Here is a 17,119-nt window from a genome sequence, read left to right on the forward strand (position 1 = left end):
AAAGGGACAGGTTTATTTTGGCAGGTTTTATCTGCGCAAACGCCGGGCACCTACGAGCGACCCGGCGTTTGTTGCTTTGCTATCTTTTGCCCGCAGGCGTGGATGAGAGGCTTTCTTTAGCCTTCGAGATTGGGCTTGAATGGGTCGTATGCCACAAAACGGGCCTATCTACTACGTTTAATTGGACACCCTCAACCATGCCGGGAAAACGAAAAATAAAACCGCAGGTAGAAGGCCTGTCGATTTTCGAAAAAGGCGGTCATGGTTGGCCCCATCGAGTTAAACGTAGTAGATGGCCCCTTTTCGTGGCGCGCGGTCAGCTCAATGCTAATCTCCGTGCCGGAACTGACCCAGTTGTTTGTAAGTTGCGGTGATATACGGACTGTTTGGCGCTTTGGAGCTTCAAAACAGTCCCTATCTCACCGCAACTTAGGAGAAGGGCGGGGGTGGTTGGGTGCTGGTGGGTCGGAGCGTGTTAGGCCTGTTGGCGGTGCTTCCATTGTTTGCGGCACCAGCGCATGAGCGCTTTGATGACGGGAATCGTGATGAGGATGATCCATGCAGGATGGGGCTGTCCCAAACAGAGCCACATGTAGAGGAACCAAGCGATGGCGGCTGCCGGGTAGATGACCTCGATCAGCTTAGATAAGTGGCGTTGGTCGATAAAGTCGCCAAGCGCGTAATAGACGGGAATCAGAAAGACGAGGAAGAGTCCCGTAGCCCATGTGCCGTAGACAATGCCGAGCACCAGATAGGCGAGGGCGACAAGCGCAGGGAAGGGGAATTTGTTCCATGCACGTCCGACCTTGGTGTGGAAATGCTTGCCGTGATGGTCGAGCTTGTCGTGTGCTTCCTTCCAGCTGGAAAACGTCTCGCCGTCGATGGTGACGGTGCCGTCGTCATTGGTATGCACACTATGTCCATCGTCCTCAAGCGTATCGATATGCAATCCGCCTGGCCCCACATGGACCTCTTCACCCTTGCGCTCGTTAGCCACATGGATGCCATTCCAGCCAACATGAACCTCTTCGCCTTTGTTGGGGTCAATAACGTGGATGCCGCGCGCGAGGGAAATATCGACAAGTGGCTTATCGCTGCAATCAGCGTGTTCAGTAGAAGCCTCAGCCTCCTCAGCCTTATCTGAAGCTTTGGTGCCGGCGTTGCTGTTCTGCGCCTCATCATCAGCCTGCGAGTCGTCAGTGCTATCCACCGCCTCCCCATACAGCAGCTCATCCAGCGACACGCCATACAGCGCGGCGAGCGCAATAAGGTTATCGGTATCGGGAGAGGATTCGCTGCGCTCCCATTTACTGACAGCCTGACGACTCACACCCAGCTGGGCGGCAAGCGCCTCCTGAGAAAGCCCGGCAGCCTTGCGGCGATCGACGAGCCGCTGTGCCATCGCAAGATCCATGACAGTTCCTTTCATGTGGTGACCGTAATCGAATGAGCCGAGTATGCCGAGAACAACCGGTAGCGACCACCATTTCTAGTTAGAATCTGCCCCAACCCTACCGCAACTACCGGTAGCAACCCCTAACGACCAGCCATTTCAGGACAAATGTCAGTGCAAGTAGCAGCCAAGAGCCCCCACTCAGTAAGTTGCGGTGGAATAGTTTTTGGATTCAGCCATTTGCGGACTAAGCAGGAACTATTTCACCGCAACTGAATTTCAGACCAGGCACCCGCAGCAAGAAGACGAATAGCCTCGGCGAGTATGTAAACGCAGGGCCCTCCGACCCCGCCCGACGATTTCGATTGGCGACCTTTGACGAAGTCAAGGGAGGAGCCAAATCGAAATACGTCGGGCGGGGTCGGAGGGCCCGATGGGGTGGATTCCAGCCGAGGCTATTCGTCGCCGAAGCTGATGCCCAACGCCTTGGCCTCGCGCACCAGGTCGCTCTGGGGGTCGACAAACTTGAGCTTGCCGGCGACCTCCTCGAGCGGCATGTGGCACATCTTGCCGTCACGCAGGGCAATCATGTAGCCAAACTCGCCGCGTAGGCACCCCAGTGCCGCCTCGACGCCGCACTGGGTCGCAAAGATGCGGTCCTGGGCGTCGGGTTGGCCGCCGCGCTGCGTGTGGCCGGGGATGGCGACGCGGGTCTCGCGACCAGTCTTGGCCTCGATCTCCTTGGCGATGTCGTAGACGATCGACGGACTCGTGCGCTCGGCGAGCTTTTTCTTGTACTCCTTCTTGGGCAGCGCTGCGTCCTCCTTGGAGATAGCGCCCTCGGCGACGGCCACGATGGTAAAGCGGCTGCCGGTCTCCATGCGATGCTCGATGGTCTTGATGACGTTGTCCATGTCGTAGGGGATCTCGGGAATCAAGATGACGTCCGCGCCGCCCGCGACGCCGGCATACAGCGGAATCCAACCGACCTTGTGGCCCATGATCTCGATGACAAACACGCGGCCGTGACTCGAGGCAGTGGTGTGGATGTCGTCGATGCACTTGGTGGCGACGTCGATGGCGCTCGTAAAGCCAAACGTCAACTCGGTGCCCCAGGTGTCGTTATCGATGGTCTTGGGCAGGGCGATAACGTTGAGGCCTTCTTCGCGCAGGCGGTTGGCGGTCTTGGTGGATCCGTTGCCGCCCAGCATAAACAGGCAGTCGAGCTGCAGTTTATGATAGGTGTGGACCATTGCGGGCACCTTCTCGACGCCGTCGGCCTCGGGAATGTCCAGGCGCTTGAACGGCGTGCGGCTCGTGCCCAGGATGGTGCCGCCGCGGGTGAGGATGCCGCTAAAGTCTGCCGGCGTCATCACGCGAAAACGGCTGTAGATGAGGCCCTGGTAGCCGTCCTCAAAACCATAGATCTCGATAGGCTCTTCGCTATTGGTCATGAGCGTTTTGACGATGCCGCGCATGGTGGCATTGAGCGCCTGGCAGTCGCCGCCACTGGTAAGAAGACCGATCCTGAGCATGATGAATCCTTCCGGGCAAGTTATAACATGCGCATAAGTTTACCCCCGCACACTGTTGATGCGGAGGTAAAACGTGTTAGCTCAAATGTATAGAAATGTAAGCAACGTCAGGCGAGCGTAAGGACGACGGTGCCAGCTCCTTACAGCGCGAAGGCGTCGACGTCGCCCCAGTGGCGGCGCAGCGTGATGGCGGCAGCGGGCTCGGTATTGTCAAAGACGACCGACCACTGCGTGTTGCTGGTGATGTCTTCCGGATTGGGCTCTTGCGCCGCAGCGCGCAGGGCCTTCCAAGCGACTGCCTCGTCTTGGGCACCGACATGGGCGTCGAGGACATCGGCGATGGCGATGGCGCGTTCCTTGCCATGGCCCAGTTCGCCGTTCTTTTGGTTGGGTAGCACTTCGGCACCATAGCAGGCGTAGAAGTTCGTAACCTGGCGCACGGGCGTCGCCTTGCATGCGCGGTCGGGGTCGCGCGGATCCCACTCCACCACCCGCGCGTCACCGGCGGCGTCGTTGATAAAGAAGTGGTAATCGCGTCCTGCCATGGCGTGCATGTCGTAGGCAGAAAGCAGGTCGACGGCCTCCTGCGTGGTAGCCGCGCGGTCGAGCACCAGGCGGATGGCGAGCGAAGTGTTGATGACGGGGCGCTGCGTGTCCTGGTCACAGGGTTTGGAATCCAGGGTGAGTACGGCAATGGACACGCCACATTCGTTAACACCATCGAGCTGGGCAAACGAGCCCATGAGTGCGGCGGCGCGTCCGGCGACGGAGTCAAGCGGAGTGTTATCGCCCAGGTTATTGAGGGCGGCAAACCCGATGGAGGCATAGCCGTCGCGCGGGTGATTGCGCACCAGCAGCGCTGAGGTGTCGTCCTTAAAGTCGTAATTGCGACCGGTGCGCACGCGGCCTTCGGCATCCACGGCGACAAAAGCGCTGCAGGCAAACTGGGGCGCCTGGACATGTGCCGGCACGCCGGGGAGCGCCTGCGCCACCACGGCATCGATGTAGGCCTGGTCGTCGCGCACGCCAGCGGCGATGATGCGATCAAGATCGTAGTCGTAGACGATGTCGATTACGTACAGGTCATAGCCATCCGCGTAGCCGGTCAAGCGTTTGAGCGACGCGGCGGACTTGATTTGCTTGTGATAAACGATACCGGTGGCAGCGGCAAGGCCGACGGCGACTCCCGCGGTACCGCAGGCGATGGCAATGTTACGTGGCTTCATGACGGCTCCTCTCGTCCTGTTGGTGCAATTGTCGCAAAAGGAGCGCGGGCATGATGACTCAACTTGGTGAGCGGCGCGGAACTAAGCATGGAATGAAGAGTGCGACGCTGGCGTGGCGGGGTATGCTGGAGGGGACCATCAACCCAGCGAAAGGGGAGAGCATGACGGATCAGGAAACGCCCGAGCGCGCGCACGTGACGGCCGACGATATCGAGGCTGCCAACGACCTTATCGACTTTATCGAGGCATGCCCCAGCATGTTCCATACGGCAGCGACCATTATGGCCGAGCTCGACGAGGCGGGCTTTACCTACCTGCCCGAGAATGCGGCGTGGGACATCGAGCCGGGCGGGCGTTATTACACGCAGCGCAACACCTCGAGCGTCGTTGCCTTTAAGGTGGGCGAGGACCTGGCCGCGACATGGGGCGAGGACGGCGTTGCCGGCGACTACCATTTTCAGCTCACGGCGTCGCACAGCGATTCGCCGACGTTTAAGGTCAAGGCCGTGCCCGAGCTCGACGGCGCGGGCGAGACGCTGCGCCTGAACACCGAGGCCTACGGCGGCATGATCGACTACACCTGGTTCGACCGCCCGTTGGCGCTCGCGGGCCGCGTGTTGGTGCGCGAGGGCGACCGTATTGAGAGCCGCCTGCTCGCCACCGAGCGCGAGGTCGCTATCATTCCGAGCCTTGCCATCCATATGAACCGCGGCGTTAACGAGGGCTTTGCTCCCAATCGCGCCGTTGATCTGTGCCCGCTCATCAGCGCTGGCGATCTTAAGCAGGGTGACTTTGATGCCCTGATCGCTGACGAACTGGATGTTGAGCCTGAGCAGATTCTGGGCCGCGACCTGTTCCTGGTCAACCGACAGGATGCGCGTATTTGGGGCTGGGCCGACGAGTTTATCTCGACGCCCAAGCTCGACGACCTGGCCTGCGCCTACACCTCGCTGCAGGCATTTTTGGGTGCCGAGAATGCGCACGACGTTTCGGTCTTTTGCTGCTTTGATAACGAGGAGGTTGGCTCCGAGACCAAGCAGGGCGCCATGTCGACGTTCTTGGCCGACGCGCTGCGCCGCATCAACGGGTCGCTGGGCTTCGATGACGAGTCGTACCACCGCACACTTGCCGCTTCGATGCTCGTGAGCTGCGACAACGCGCATGCCGTGCACCCCAACCACGCCGAGAAGTGCGACGCCCGCAACCAGGTTGTGCTTAACGGCGGCATCGTCATCAAGGAGGCCGCCAACCAGCACTACTGCACCGACGCCTTTAGCCGCGCGGTGTTCCAGGCCATTTGCGATGACGCCGACGTGCCCACGCAGGCCTTTGCCAACAAGAGCGATATGGCCGGCGGTTCTACCCTGGGCAATCTGTCCAATATGCAGGCGAGCATGCATGCCGTGGACGTGGGCCTGCCGCAGCTTGCCATGCACTCGAGCTACGAGACCGGCGGCGTGCGCGACGTAATGTACGCCATCCGCGCCCTCACCGCCTTCTACGAGCGTGACCTGACCATCAACGGCGCCGAAAGAGTGGAGCTCTAAAACCTGCCAAAAAGGGACAGGTTTATTTTGGCAGGTTTTATCTGGGCGAATGCAAAGGGTGAAACCGAACTAGATCTGCGATACGTGGCCGCCGAGGTGCAGTGCGCCTCGGCGGCTTTTTGTGTACAGAGTACGGCTAATGCTTATAAATGCTATACATGCTTTACGTATCTACCATAGAGCTATATGATATTTTGAAGTATTAAGGAGGGGTCATGACCACAACAGCCGCTCAGATCAACGTACGTCTCGATGCCGATCTTAAAAGGAGTGGGGACGCCGCTCTCTCCAAGGCCGGTATGACGCCGAGCCAAGCGGTGCGAGCGCTCTGGCAGCTTGCAGCATCGCTGGCCGATCGCCCCGGTGCGCTCGAGGATATCCTGCTGCCCAGTCGTGCCCGGGCGGAACAGCGCGAGCGCGAAAAGGCCGCCAAACGTAAGCTCGAGCTTATGGATCAGGGGTCGAAGCTGTTCGCTGCCGCTTGCTGTGAGTCGGGAATCGATATGGTCAAGGCTCAGCCATCGGACGACGAAGAGCTCAAACGGAATGCCTATGCGGATCGCTATGGCGAGGAGATGAGCTGGCTCTATGAGTGAGACTCCAAAGCGCATCTTGGTTGACACCAACGTGTGGCTCGATTACTTCATTCCCTCACGACGTGGTCGTTCGGTGGCGATTGAGTTTTTACGCGATGCATGCACGGCGCAGGTTGATTTGCTGTATGCGGCGACATCGTCCAAAGACCTGTTTTATTTGATTTCAAGCGAACATAAGGCATGGTATCGGCGAGAGCACGGTTCGCTTTCCCAGTATGCCGCTACGGTAGCGACTTCGCTTGCATGGGATTGTCTTAGCGTGCTGTCGCAGCTTGCCACGCCAGTGCCCTGTGACCTGAGCGACATCTGGATGGCGAGCAGACAGCGTGAGCTCCATAGCGATTACGAAGACGATTTAATCATTGCGGCAGCGATACGCGCTCAAGCAGATCTACTGGTCACCAACGATGTCAAACTCTGTTCACACGCACCCGTTGCAGCAATGAGCGTAGAAGACGCAAAGAATTACTTAGCAACGCTCTAGCAATTTGAAGACCCTGCAGGTTGAGCAAACGTCAGCGAGAGCCCGCCAGAGTGAGCAAGGTGACGTGAAAGAGGAGGGCATAGGCCTTTTGGCCATGCCCGACGATTGAACGTCAGATTGCCGCTCTGGCGGGCTCGCAGCGTCGAGGGGTTCCGGCGTTTGGCAAAACGCCGGAACAATTAGTGTTCGATCCAGCAGCGCAGGGTCTCGCCGGCCTGCAGGTGACGCAGATTCTCCGCGGCGATGTCGACGACGTTGTTGAGCGTGGCTGCCAGGTGGAACCAGCCGGAGACGTGCGGCGTGATGAGCATGTTGGGCGCATCCCACAGGGGGCTTGTCGCGGGCAGCGGTTCGGGGTCGGTGACGTCGACCGCGGCGCCGGCGAGATGTCCCGACTCCAGAACGGCAACCAAGTCATCGGTGACCACAAGGTCGCCGCGGCCGCCGTTGGCAAAGAAGGCACCTGGTTTCATCGCGGCAAAGAACTCGGCGTTCGCCAGACCGCGGGTCTCGGGCGTGCTCGGCATAAAGGATGCGACGATGTCGGCCTCTGCCAGGCGCTCAGGTAGGGCGTCCATGCCGTCCATGTCCTCAAACACAATGGGGTAGACGAGTGGATGGCGCTTGATGCCGCGGACGTGCGCGCCCATGCCGCGGCAGAGCGTGGCAAAGTGACCGCCGATATCGCCCGCGCCCAGCACCAGCACGTTGGCGTTTTTGAGCGAGGTAACTGGCCCCAAATCCTCCCAGCGATGTTCGCGCTGCAAGTCGTGATAGCCGGGCAGGCGCTTCATCATGGAAAGGACCATGGCAAACATGTGCTCGCTCACGGCCTGGCCGTAGGCGCCCACCGAGCAAGACAGTTTGGCGTCGGCTGGCACGGTGCCGGCGGCAAGGTAGTCGTCATAGCCGGCGGTCTGCAATTGCAGCAGCTGGAGATGCTCGCATGCCGTGAGCATGTCAGAGTCGATGTTGCCCAAGATCACGTCGGCGTTGGCGACTTGTTCGCGCGTGATAGCGTCGGCGCTCGTGTAGATAAAGTCCTCGCCCGGAGCGCTCGACTCAAGAATTGCGCGATGGTGGTCGTTGACGGGCAGCAAAACCAAGATGTTCACAAGTAGTCCTTTCCGCTTGACCCGCCAAAAAGGGACAGGTTTATTTTGGAGGGTTTTATCAGGCAAAACGCTATAAAAACGCCGGGCTTCGCGATGGTTAACATATCCATCGTGAAGCCCGGCGCATCCACGGCTACCAGCTCAGCAGCTCGTAGCCGTCCTCGGTCACCACGAGCTGTACCTCGCACTGGGCCGAATCGCTGCCGTCCTTGGTGCGCACGCACCAGCCGTCGCCCTTGCTGATCTTGATGTCGGGCGCTCCGGCGTTGACCATGGGCTCGATGGTAAAGACCATGCCCGGCACCATGATGGTGTCCACATCGGGCGCCTCGGTGGTAAAGCCCACAAACGGGTCCTCGTGGAACTCCTTACCGATGCCGTGTCCGCCGTACTCGCGCACCACGCTAAAGCCGGCGTCCTCGACGGTCTTTTGTACTGCCTCGGCCATAACGGAGAGCGGTAGCCATGGCTTGACGGCTGCCAGACCCGCCTCCACGCTGGCACGGGTGACGTCGACCAGGCGCTGGCGCTCGGCCGAGACCTCGCCGATGCAGAACATGCGGCTCGAATCACTAAAGTAGCCGTCCAGGATCGTGGAGCAGTCCACGTTGATGATGTCGCCCTCGTGCAGCACGTCCGTATCGCAGGGGATACCGTGACAGACCACATCATTGATCGAGGTGCATACGCTCTTGGGGTAGCCCTCGTAGTTGAGGTCTGCCGGCGTGCCACCGTGCTCGACGGTGTAGTCGTAAATCATCTGGTCGATCTGGTTGGTGGTCATGCCCGCGGCGATGTGCTCGCCTACGTAGTCGAGCACGCCCACGTTGATGGCGGCGGAGCGCTTGATGCCCTCGATATCGGCGGGCGTCTTGTAGAGCGTGCGGGGCAGAACCTCCCAGCCCTCTTCCCACAAGCGCTCGAGGCGCTCATCAAAGGTGCTATGGCATTTCTTATATTTTTTGCCGCTGCCGCACCAGCAAGCGTCGTTGCGGCCGGGCACGGGTCCTTTGTCAAACATGGCTAACTTCCTTTCATCCGCAGCTAGTATAGCCCACCCACGCGTCTATAAAAGTTGCGGTGATATAGTTCCGATTTAAGCGGTTTAACAGCACAAATAGGAACTATATCACCGCAACTGATGGGGCGGGATGGCGGGCACTGGCTGCTGCGTGGTTTTGCTAGTAGCTCACCTGGCAGGGGATGCCGAGGGCGCGCACGCGTGCAGCGATCGTGTCGAGCACCTCGGGTGCTGCCTTGGCAAGGCCGGCGACCGGTGTTTCGCGCGCCACCGTGTAGATGGTCGCCTCCTGCGGACGAATGCGCTCGAGCGCCGCGAGCCAAGGACCAACGTACTCCTCGCCGGTGTTATCGAGAGACTTGCCCCGGTACTCACCGCTCAAAAACATCGTCTGGATAATGACATGACCGTTAAAGCTCGCGAACGTCTCGATCTGGTGCTCTACATCGTAGGGGCCAACAGGCTGGTCGAGCAGCTGGATAAACGCCGGGTCGACGGTATCGAGCTTAAGAATGTTGTCGTCGACCATCATGAGCGCGTCGTGCACCTCGGGGCGGTCGGCGCGCGTGCCGTTGGAGAGCACGGCGATCTTGGAGTTTGGGGCAAGCTCGTCGCGCAGTGCAACGGCGCCGGTGATGGCCTGCGGAAACTCCGGTGCAGCAGTGGGCTCGCCGTTGCCTGCGAAGGTGATCACATCGGGGAGCTCGCCCTCAGCTGCCATCTCGCGCAGCTTTGCCTCGAGCGCGTCGAGTACCACGGCAGCTGTGTTGTACGGCTCATGACAGGGGCGCTCGGCGTTGAGGCCGTTTTCGCAGTAAATGCAGTCGAACGTGCAGATTTTGCCGCTGGCCGGCATCATGTTGACGCCGAGCGAGAGACCAAGGCGACGGCTGCGAACGGGCCCAAAGATGGGGCTGTCATTCAAAAACGTAGACATAGGCATATGCTCCTCAAGACAATTGTGCCTAAGCATAGCATCGGCTCCAAAGCAAGGTGCGGGCCCTTGCTTTACAAGTTTCGTTTTTTCACGTCGCTCATTATGCGGTGCCATGAAAAGCCTCGGGTCGGGTACAGTTAATCTGTTAACAAGGCGTAAGCAATGCGGGCCCATCCAACCGTACTGACGTGCAACTGGATGGGCGTTGATGATGGGGGCACAACATGGATTTTACGGTCGAGAATGCGGGCACCACGATTGCCTGTCGCGAATATGCCGGCCCGGATGTGTCGCCTGATGCTCCTGCCTTGGTGTGCGTGCACGGTGCTTGTGTCGACGGCACATTTTTCGACGGCATCGCTTGTGAGCTCAGCCGTAACTACCGCGTAATTGCCTACGACCGCCGCGGCTGCGGTGGCAGCAGCGATGCGGCAGACGGCAGCTATGATCTTGCCGCTCAGGCCGCCGACCTGCAAGCCGTGATCGAACACGTTGGCGCTCCGGCAAATGTGCTTGCGCATAGCGCCGGTACGTTGGTGGCGCTGGAGCTTCTTCGCACCGAACCCCATCTCGTCGCCCGTGCGATTCTGCATGAGCCGGCTGTGTCGGCCGAAGGCGTCGGTATGGGCGCAGCTCCGGTTTTGCTCGATATGATTGCGGCTGGAAAGGTTTCAAGGGCGCTCCGGCTTTTCTTGGGAGCCCTCGGCGACTTGGACCCCGAGGCTCCTGGGACGACCGAAGCGGAAGTCAAACATGCCCTGCGCAATGGTCGTTGCTTTATGGCGAACGAATATGGAACAAATATGACTTACGTTCCCAATTGGGATAGTGTTCGCGCATCGAAGTCCGTTGCTGCCGTGCTTCTCGGCGAGCTTTCGGTCGATACGCCCCGCGAGGCTGGCACGCGAGCGGCTGCCGAATATCTCGATTGCCCCCTTGTGACGATTCCGGGCGCGCATAACGGTCTGCGCGATCGCCCCGTTACGGCGGCAAACGCCGTTCGCGATGTCTTGGAGCGTTAGCACGCCCGATGACCTGCGGAGAGAGGGGCTGTTAGCGTTTCGTTATTGTTAACGAATGCGCCCATAACCGCGCGCCCGCGGCTCCATTACCGCCGCTTGCCAGGTCATAAAAATGTAACGATAATCGCGCGTTTGCCTTCAGCTGTTAGATGTTACCCTTGTACCAATTGATATGCACCGTTGCCGTGCGTAACGATAGGAATGGCCCCATATGCTCAATAATCACGAGGTCAATCTAACCGACGAGGAGGCTGCCGCTGAGGTCGCCCGCGTCGCGAAGACCTACCCCGTGGTGCGTTTGCTGTCGGCCGATCAGATTAAGAGCGAGCCTAACTGCCTGCTCGCCGGCAATCGGTGCCCTTGTCTGCGCCAGTCAAGTCTTGAGGCCTTGGCAGGTTCCGATGATGTATCGGAGCAGCTGCTCAATGATGGTACCGAGTACCGCGCTCGCCTGCGCCCTCTGAAGGTCGAGGGCGAGCCTCACGTCCTGCTGATGGTGCGTCCGATCGATGAGCAAGAGGCTGCAGAAGAGGACCTCGTCTACACCGACGTGCTGACGAGTGTGCGCAATCGCCGATATTACGAGGAAAAGCTCCGTAGCGCCCGCATGAAGGCCGGTGTGGCGGTGATCGACCTTGATGATTTTAGGGTCTTCAACGATACATGCGGCCATCATGCCGGCGACCTTGCACTCGGTGCTGTGGCTACAGCCATACGCAGCGAAATTCGTTCGACTGACGAGCTTGTGCGCTATGGCTGCGACAAGTTTGTGGTCGTCATGCCCAATATTCCCTCCGATGACTTCGCCCGTCGCCTGCATCAGGTATCCGAAGCCGTTCATTCCGCGATTATTCCGGGCCATGAGTACGTGAGCTTGACGGCATGTGTTGGTGGCGTTCGCATTCATGGCGAGACGGTTGATGAGGGCGTTGGCCGCGCTGTCCAGTTACTGAGCCGTGCTAAGGCAAAAGCCGGTACGGTCGTGACCGATGGCGATTTCATCGAGGCCTTCCAAAGCGAAAAGCCTTTGGTGCTTATCGTCGATGACTCCGAGATGAACCGAGCCATTCTCAACGATTTGCTCAAGGACGAGTATTGCATCCTCGAGGCCGAAAACGGTCGTACGGCGCTCGATATGGTCGACCGCTATGGCGATGAGTTGTCGCTCGTGCTGCTGGACATTGTCATGCCGGGCGTGAGCGGCTTTGAGGTGCTGGCCGATCTGTCGCGCCGATCGGTTGTTGACAATCTGCCTGTCATCATGATTTCGAGCGAAGAATCCGACGATGTGGTTCTGCGTGCATACGAGCTGGGCGCCTCGGACTATATCAGCCGCCCGTTTGACGCCCGTGTCGTGCGCCGTCGTGTAAGCAACACCATCCGCCTATACGCCAAACAGCGCCGCCTGACGAGCCTGCTGTCCCAGCAGTACAACGAGCGCGTCAAGAACAGTCGCATGCTCATCGACATCATGGCCGGCGTCATGGAGCTTCGCAACGGCGAGAGTGGCAGGCACGTTACGAACATCGAGAAGCTGACCGAGCTGCTGCTTGACTATCTGGTCCAGCGTAGTGACAATATCTCCCTCGACAATGAGGAACGCTCCACGATTGCCCTGGCTTCGGCGCTGCACGATATCGGCAAGATGTCGATTGACGATGCGATTCTCAACAAACCCGGGCGCCTTACGCCCGAGGAGTTCGAGATTATGAAGACGCATACCACGATCGGCGCTGACATGTTGCTTGAGCTGGGCCGCCATCACGTCGGCAATGCGCTTATGGAATATGCGTACCAGATTGCGCGTTGGCACCACGAGCGCTGGGATGGCAAGGGTTATCCCGATGGCCTTAAGGGCGACGAAATTCCCATTGCCGCACAGGTGGTTTCGGTGGCCGACGTGTACGATGCCCTGACGAGCGTGCGCGTGTACAAGGACGCTATCCCGCACAAGGAGGCAATCCAGATGATCCTGGACGGTAAGTGCGGCACCTTTAACCCGCTGCTGCTCGACTGCCTGCTCGAGGTGCAAGACCGTATTGCCGAGACGTTGGCACGCCCCGCCGACGTCGTCGCGTTTCCCACGATTTAGTTTGACCAAAGGAGTTTTAATCCATGATTTCCATGCGTGAGGCGTATGAGAAGATCGGCGCTAATTATGATGACGCGTGCGCTCGGCTGATGGGCGAGGAAATGCTTGCCCGCTTTGCCCTCAAGTTTTTGGATGACGAGAGCATGGACAAGCTGGAGGCTGCCATGGCGGCGGGAGACGCCGAAGGTGCGTTTATGGCAGCGCACACGCTCAAGGGCGTGAGCCAGAACCTGGGATTCGATAATCTGTACGAGCCGGCGGTCGTGGTGACCGAGGCGCTGCGCGGCGCCGATGCCGTTGACGGCGCTCGCGAGGGAATGCATGCGTTGCAGCAGCAATATGCGGCTACGATGTCGGCCCTGCGCGAGGCGGCTGAATAAGAGCTTGCAAGCTTTGATGACTATGAGAGTGGATAATCTTCCGTTTTAGGCCCGGTGGCGGCCTCAAAGTGGGAGATTATCCACTCTCGTTCGGTAAGTGTCCGAAAATCCACGCTCACTCCTTCGGATTAGCAAATGGCCTATGCGCACTGGCGGGGCTTTCCGCATGCAATCCATATCGTTGTTCGATAAACTATTCCGATAACGATAGATTCGATGAGGGTGAGTATATGTCCAGCAGCGTTCAGCGTATGGCCAAGGCGGGCGAAAACATCAGGAAGCTTGGTTTTTGCATGGCGGTCGTTTTTGCGGGAATGCTCGTCGCTTTTGCCGCGTTGGTTGTTTACGTGATCTGGTATGCGGTTGCAAACGTTGCTTCTGTCGATTCTTTCGGTGTTGTGACGCTTCTCAATGGCGGGTGCATCGTTATCCCAAGCGGACTGTGCCTGGCACTCGTCGTGGGTATTTCGCTTGTCGTTTTGTGTGGGATCAGCCGTAACATCTCGCGAGGCGTCTCGCCCTTTACCAAGACGCATGTGCGGCTTATCCGTGTTCTTGCGCTTGCCTTTGCTGTTAACGCCGCGGTTTCGCTTATTGGTGCCTACGGATCGGTCAATCTTACCATTGGTGGGCTGGAGCTTTACGTCGTGCCTCATTCCTTCGTTATTGAGATTTGCCAAGGCGTTGCCTTTGATGCGGGGTCGCTTATCGGCGCGGCTGTCTGTCTGTGTATCTCGGTGATCTGGAGTTATGCCTCGCTGCTCCAAGAGCAGTCTGACGAGCTTGTGTAGGAGGAAGCATGAGCTATCTCATCATCGAGCTTGAGACGCAGCTACTTAAGACCGGAAAGACCAGTGCTGATCTGATTCGTGCCACGGGGCATACTCCGGCTAATATTTCTAAGCTAAGAAACGGGAAAATAAAAGCTATTCGCCTTAAGACGCTTCTCGATATTTGCGATGAACTTGACTGTCAACCGGGAGATATTATTCGGCGGGTGAGTGAGAAAGAGCTTGAGGAGCTTATTGTTGAGCGTGCAAAAAATGTCGTGAGGCAGATGCGGGACGGCGGAGGCAACGAGGTATCGCTTCCGACATCCGTCTTTGCTGTCGATTTGAGTGACGAGTAGCTTAAGGCGAACAACTAAAACGAAGTATCAGCGTGAAGGGACCCGTGTCTAACACGGGTCCCTTCTTTTAGATTATCTTGACAAATACGAGTTATCGAAAAACAATAACAACCATGGAAAACGATAAAGGAAAGAAGGAACGATATGAGCGGTTTTTCTATCAAGCAGAACGGGGGTCCAATGAACGCATCAGCGATAAAGCTATCAAAAGTTTCAAAACGCTACGGGAGACGGCACGTTTTGCATGACGTTTCCTTCGAGGTGGATCAGTCTGAGCTTTGCGCCCTTGTTGGTGCAAACGGGGCGGGCAAAAGCACGCTTATTAAAATAGTGCTGGGCCTCTGTGAGCCATCGTCGGGGAGCGTGGAGCTCTTTGGAGGCAAGTCGAAAAAAGAGCTGAGCCTGATGCGGACGCGTGTCGGCTATGTGCCAGATTCCAGCGGAGCATACCAATCCCTCAGTGCGGCTGAAAATCTTCGGATCCGATGTGCGGAATGGGGGCTCGATGAGAAACGTGAGGTTCCTCGCGTCTTGGGCCTAGTCGGGCTGGACGTCGAAGAGAAAAAGAGCGTGAGCAGTTTTTCTCTGGGAATGAAACGGCGACTGGATATAGCTACGGCTTTATTGGGCGACACCGACGTACTAATTTTCGATGAGCCGGCAAATGGATTGGATCCGTTGGGCATCGAGAGTATATGGGCCCTTATCGGTCGATTGAATCGAGAGCAGGGTAAGACCATGCTCATCTCTAGTCATGATTTGGATGAGTTGGCATCGGTTGCAACAAGCTGCCTGTTTATTCATGACGGCGAACTGCTGAAAAAGGAATCGATGGACGTCATAAGGGATGAGGCGTCGTCCCTAAAAGAGTATTACAGGCGCTTGATGAAGGCGGTCTCGCTATGAAGCGGGCGATTCATCCCATAAAGGCAGATATGATGCGTTTGCACAGGATATTTCCGGCGAAGTTTGGTCTTGCGCTTATGCTGGCGTTCGGCCTTCTCTTCGGCATCTTTCTAAAAAACGGAACAACGTTGCTCGCCTGTGGCAATAGCGTTTTTGGGGAGGATATTGGTTTCATCTGGAATGTAATCGATCCTTCTGCACCCGATGAGTCCCTTGTGCGCAGCGCTTTTGCCGGTACGTCTCTGTTCGTACCGCTCATCGTTTGCCTGGTGATTTTACAGGAGCGCGGCTATGAAGAGGGATACCGAATTTCTATGGCAAGAGGTCTCGCCCGCTTTAATGGCGCTCTAGCACATGCATTTTCGTCTGCTTTCATAATTGGCGCAGCATATAGTGCGCTTTGCCTTCTTATTTTTGCAATAGCCGTAACACGTGGAGGGCAAAACTACGTGCATGGCATGCTGGCTGCATTTTTGCCTGCAATGATAGTCAACGCCGTATTGGTGATATCGGTTGCGCTGGAGACGGTGACCATCTATCGGATTACGGGCAGCGCTGTATTGAGCGGGGCCGTGGTGATAGTTGGATTTGTCATGAGCTTGACGCTCTACGGAACTTACCTTCAGACGCCCATACCGTCCTTGCGATGGATCTTCTTTCTTCCGGGGCCGTACCTTGGAGTCGGATGTGCCCTTGGGTATAGCGATATGGGGCAGCTGACGCTTCTGGGATATAGCGCGGCAGCCAGCTGTCTATCGGTATTGATTTACGCTCTCGTGAGCTTTCGTGCTGGGGGTGTGCTCAATGGCTCGTCAGACTAGAAGATTCCTTCATTCAGAATTGAAGCATGTGAGCAAATGGACGTACGCCTTAATCCTGGTAATTTATGCGTGCATGGTGGTATTGCAGCTTAATTCTTTCCCGATGTGGTTCTGTAGCCTCCGTGAGAACAGTTTCTTGGGCTTTTTCCCAGACCCGACGCTTCGGCTATCGGCAGAGGATGTCCTTCTATTTGGTAATGCAGAGGTTTTTCGCGGTCTGCTGTTCAACGTAGCCCAGTTGGCTCATGCATTGTTCTTTCCGTTCATCGCGACTTGCATTGTGCCGCGCTTTGTCAGTTCGGGCTTTATTGAGGAACCGTGGGGGTTGTCGGAGGCTCGGGGAGGGAAGCGTGTGTGCGCTATCGTTGCGCGAGTGGTGCTGTCTTCTTTTGCCCTTTTGGGCGCGTTTATCCTGTCGAGTGTCGTTTTGTACTGCCTTAACTGCGCAATCGTTTTGGATGCTCAGCAGTGTTTCAACCTGAATATGTTTTGCGATCGACTTCTTCTGGCGAGTGCGGTCTGCCTTGCATATGTGGCCTCTTGCGTGATCGTTGTTTCCTATTTTGGGTCCGGCTTCGGTCCTATTGGCATGCTGCTGCTTGTCAACGTCGTAGCGATCTACATACAGCTCGGGGCCAATTCCATGCTTCCGCTTCCGGCCTCGATGCTCATGTGGATTTGCGGCGTGACCCCGTTGGGGGATGGTCAATGCGTTTCGATTTTGATTGACTGCCTAATAAACGTAGCAAGCGTTTTTGCCATCTGCTTTACCGTCGACCGATTGCGGTCGAGATTTCTTTGATTGTTTGTGAGGGATAATCATACCGAGCATATCAAATACAGGGGGACGGGCACCGTAGCTGGTGTCCGCCCAATTACAGTCTGAAATAGGCCATCGATAAATTTCGATGGCGA

The 17,119-nt window shown here is 57.5% G+C and carries 17 protein-coding genes; 11 read left to right on the top strand and 6 right to left on the bottom strand.

Features of this window, described 5'->3' with window-relative positions:
• Positions 1-475: 475 nt before the first annotated feature.
• The 3 genes from DXC18_RS09410 to DXC18_RS09420 all read right to left on the bottom strand — a co-directional run bounded on the left by DXC18_RS09410 (position 476) and on the right by DXC18_RS09420 (position 4,154).
• Positions 476-1,414 carry a helix-turn-helix domain-containing protein gene (locus DXC18_RS09410; RefSeq protein WP_117640206.1) on the bottom strand — a complete coding sequence of 313 codons (939 nt, stop codon included), beginning with the start codon at positions 1,412-1,414 and terminating at the stop codon, positions 476-478.
• Positions 1,415-1,848: 434 nt separating this feature from the next.
• On the bottom strand, positions 1,849-2,928 hold the full coding sequence (locus DXC18_RS09415) for a 6-phosphofructokinase (RefSeq protein WP_117716958.1): 1,080 nt from the start codon (positions 2,926-2,928) through the stop codon (positions 1,849-1,851).
• A 140-nt stretch (positions 2,929-3,068) separates the two neighbouring features.
• On the bottom strand, positions 3,069-4,154 hold the full coding sequence (locus DXC18_RS09420; protein WP_117716959.1) for a linear amide C-N hydrolase: 1,086 nt from the start codon (positions 4,152-4,154) through the stop codon (positions 3,069-3,071).
• A gap of 161 nt (positions 4,155-4,315) precedes the next feature.
• Between DXC18_RS09420 and DXC18_RS09425 the strand changes: the two genes are divergently transcribed.
• The 3 genes from DXC18_RS09425 to DXC18_RS09435 all read left to right on the top strand — a co-directional run bounded on the left by DXC18_RS09425 (position 4,316) and on the right by DXC18_RS09435 (position 6,781).
• Complete coding sequence (locus tag DXC18_RS09425) at positions 4,316-5,701, top strand: M18 family aminopeptidase (protein WP_233509059.1); 1,386 nt, start codon at positions 4,316-4,318, stop codon at positions 5,699-5,701.
• Between the two features lie 215 nt (positions 5,702-5,916).
• Positions 5,917-6,297 carry a translation repressor RelB gene (locus tag DXC18_RS09430; RefSeq protein WP_117584152.1) on the top strand — a complete coding sequence of 127 codons (381 nt, stop codon included), beginning with the start codon at positions 5,917-5,919 and terminating at the stop codon, positions 6,295-6,297.
• Positions 6,290-6,781 carry a PIN domain-containing protein gene (locus tag DXC18_RS09435; protein ID WP_117629925.1) on the top strand — a complete coding sequence of 164 codons (492 nt, stop codon included), beginning with the start codon at positions 6,290-6,292 and terminating at the stop codon, positions 6,779-6,781. The genes DXC18_RS09430 and DXC18_RS09435 overlap by 8 nt, the downstream gene beginning before the upstream one ends.
• A 179-nt stretch (positions 6,782-6,960) precedes the next feature.
• Here DXC18_RS09435 and DXC18_RS09440 read toward each other — a convergent pair whose 3' ends face one another.
• The 3 genes from DXC18_RS09440 to DXC18_RS09450 all read right to left on the bottom strand — a co-directional run bounded on the left by DXC18_RS09440 (position 6,961) and on the right by DXC18_RS09450 (position 9,854).
• Positions 6,961-7,896 (bottom strand): D-2-hydroxyacid dehydrogenase, encoded by a 936-nt coding sequence (locus tag DXC18_RS09440; protein WP_117584150.1) that lies wholly within the window; start codon positions 7,894-7,896, stop codon positions 6,961-6,963.
• A 133-nt stretch (positions 7,897-8,029) separates the two neighbouring features.
• Positions 8,030-8,917, bottom strand: a complete 888-nt coding sequence (gene map / locus DXC18_RS09445; RefSeq protein WP_117716960.1) for a type I methionyl aminopeptidase — start codon at positions 8,915-8,917, stop codon at positions 8,030-8,032.
• 160 nt (positions 8,918-9,077) lie between these two features.
• The gene (locus DXC18_RS09450) at positions 9,078-9,854 is read right to left on the bottom strand and encodes a radical SAM protein (protein WP_117716961.1); all 777 of its coding nucleotides are present in this window, start codon (positions 9,852-9,854) and stop codon (positions 9,078-9,080) included.
• A 224-nt stretch (positions 9,855-10,078) separates the two neighbouring features.
• On the opposite strand from DXC18_RS09450, the gene DXC18_RS09455 reads away from it, so the two are divergent.
• The 8 genes from DXC18_RS09455 (at position 10,079) to DXC18_RS09490 (ending at position 17,006) form a co-directional block, all read left to right on the top strand.
• Entirely contained in the window at positions 10,079-10,876 is a 798-nt protein-coding gene (locus DXC18_RS09455; protein WP_117716962.1) for an alpha/beta fold hydrolase, read from the top strand.
• A 211-nt stretch (positions 10,877-11,087) separates the two neighbouring features.
• Positions 11,088-12,968, top strand: coding sequence for a diguanylate cyclase (locus DXC18_RS09460; protein ID WP_117716963.1), 1,881 nt, complete (start codon positions 11,088-11,090; stop codon positions 12,966-12,968).
• Positions 12,969-12,991: 23 nt separating this feature from the next.
• Positions 12,992-13,348 (top strand): Hpt domain-containing protein, encoded by a 357-nt coding sequence (locus DXC18_RS09465; protein WP_055286833.1) that lies wholly within the window; start codon positions 12,992-12,994, stop codon positions 13,346-13,348.
• Positions 13,349-13,578: 230 nt separating this feature from the next.
• Positions 13,579-14,139 (top strand): hypothetical protein, encoded by a 561-nt coding sequence (locus DXC18_RS09470; protein WP_117716964.1) that lies wholly within the window; start codon positions 13,579-13,581, stop codon positions 14,137-14,139.
• Between the two features lie 8 nt (positions 14,140-14,147).
• Entirely contained in the window at positions 14,148-14,477 is a 330-nt protein-coding gene (locus DXC18_RS09475; protein ID WP_117716965.1) for a helix-turn-helix transcriptional regulator, read from the top strand.
• A gap of 144 nt (positions 14,478-14,621) precedes the next feature.
• Positions 14,622-15,383, top strand: coding sequence for an ABC transporter ATP-binding protein (locus DXC18_RS09480; RefSeq protein WP_117716966.1), 762 nt, complete (start codon positions 14,622-14,624; stop codon positions 15,381-15,383).
• Positions 15,380-16,204, top strand: a complete 825-nt coding sequence (locus tag DXC18_RS09485) for a hypothetical protein (protein WP_117716967.1) — start codon at positions 15,380-15,382, stop codon at positions 16,202-16,204. The genes DXC18_RS09480 and DXC18_RS09485 overlap by 4 nt, the downstream gene beginning before the upstream one ends.
• Complete coding sequence (locus DXC18_RS09490) at positions 16,188-17,006, top strand: hypothetical protein (protein ID WP_117716968.1); 819 nt, start codon at positions 16,188-16,190, stop codon at positions 17,004-17,006. Before DXC18_RS09485 ends, DXC18_RS09490 begins: the two co-directional genes overlap by 17 nt.
• The last annotated feature ends 113 nt before the right edge of the window (positions 17,007-17,119 follow it).

The sequence above is a fragment of the Collinsella sp. OM08-14AT genome (genome assembly GCF_003438115.1).
Taxonomy (GTDB): domain Bacteria; phylum Actinomycetota; class Coriobacteriia; order Coriobacteriales; family Coriobacteriaceae; genus Collinsella.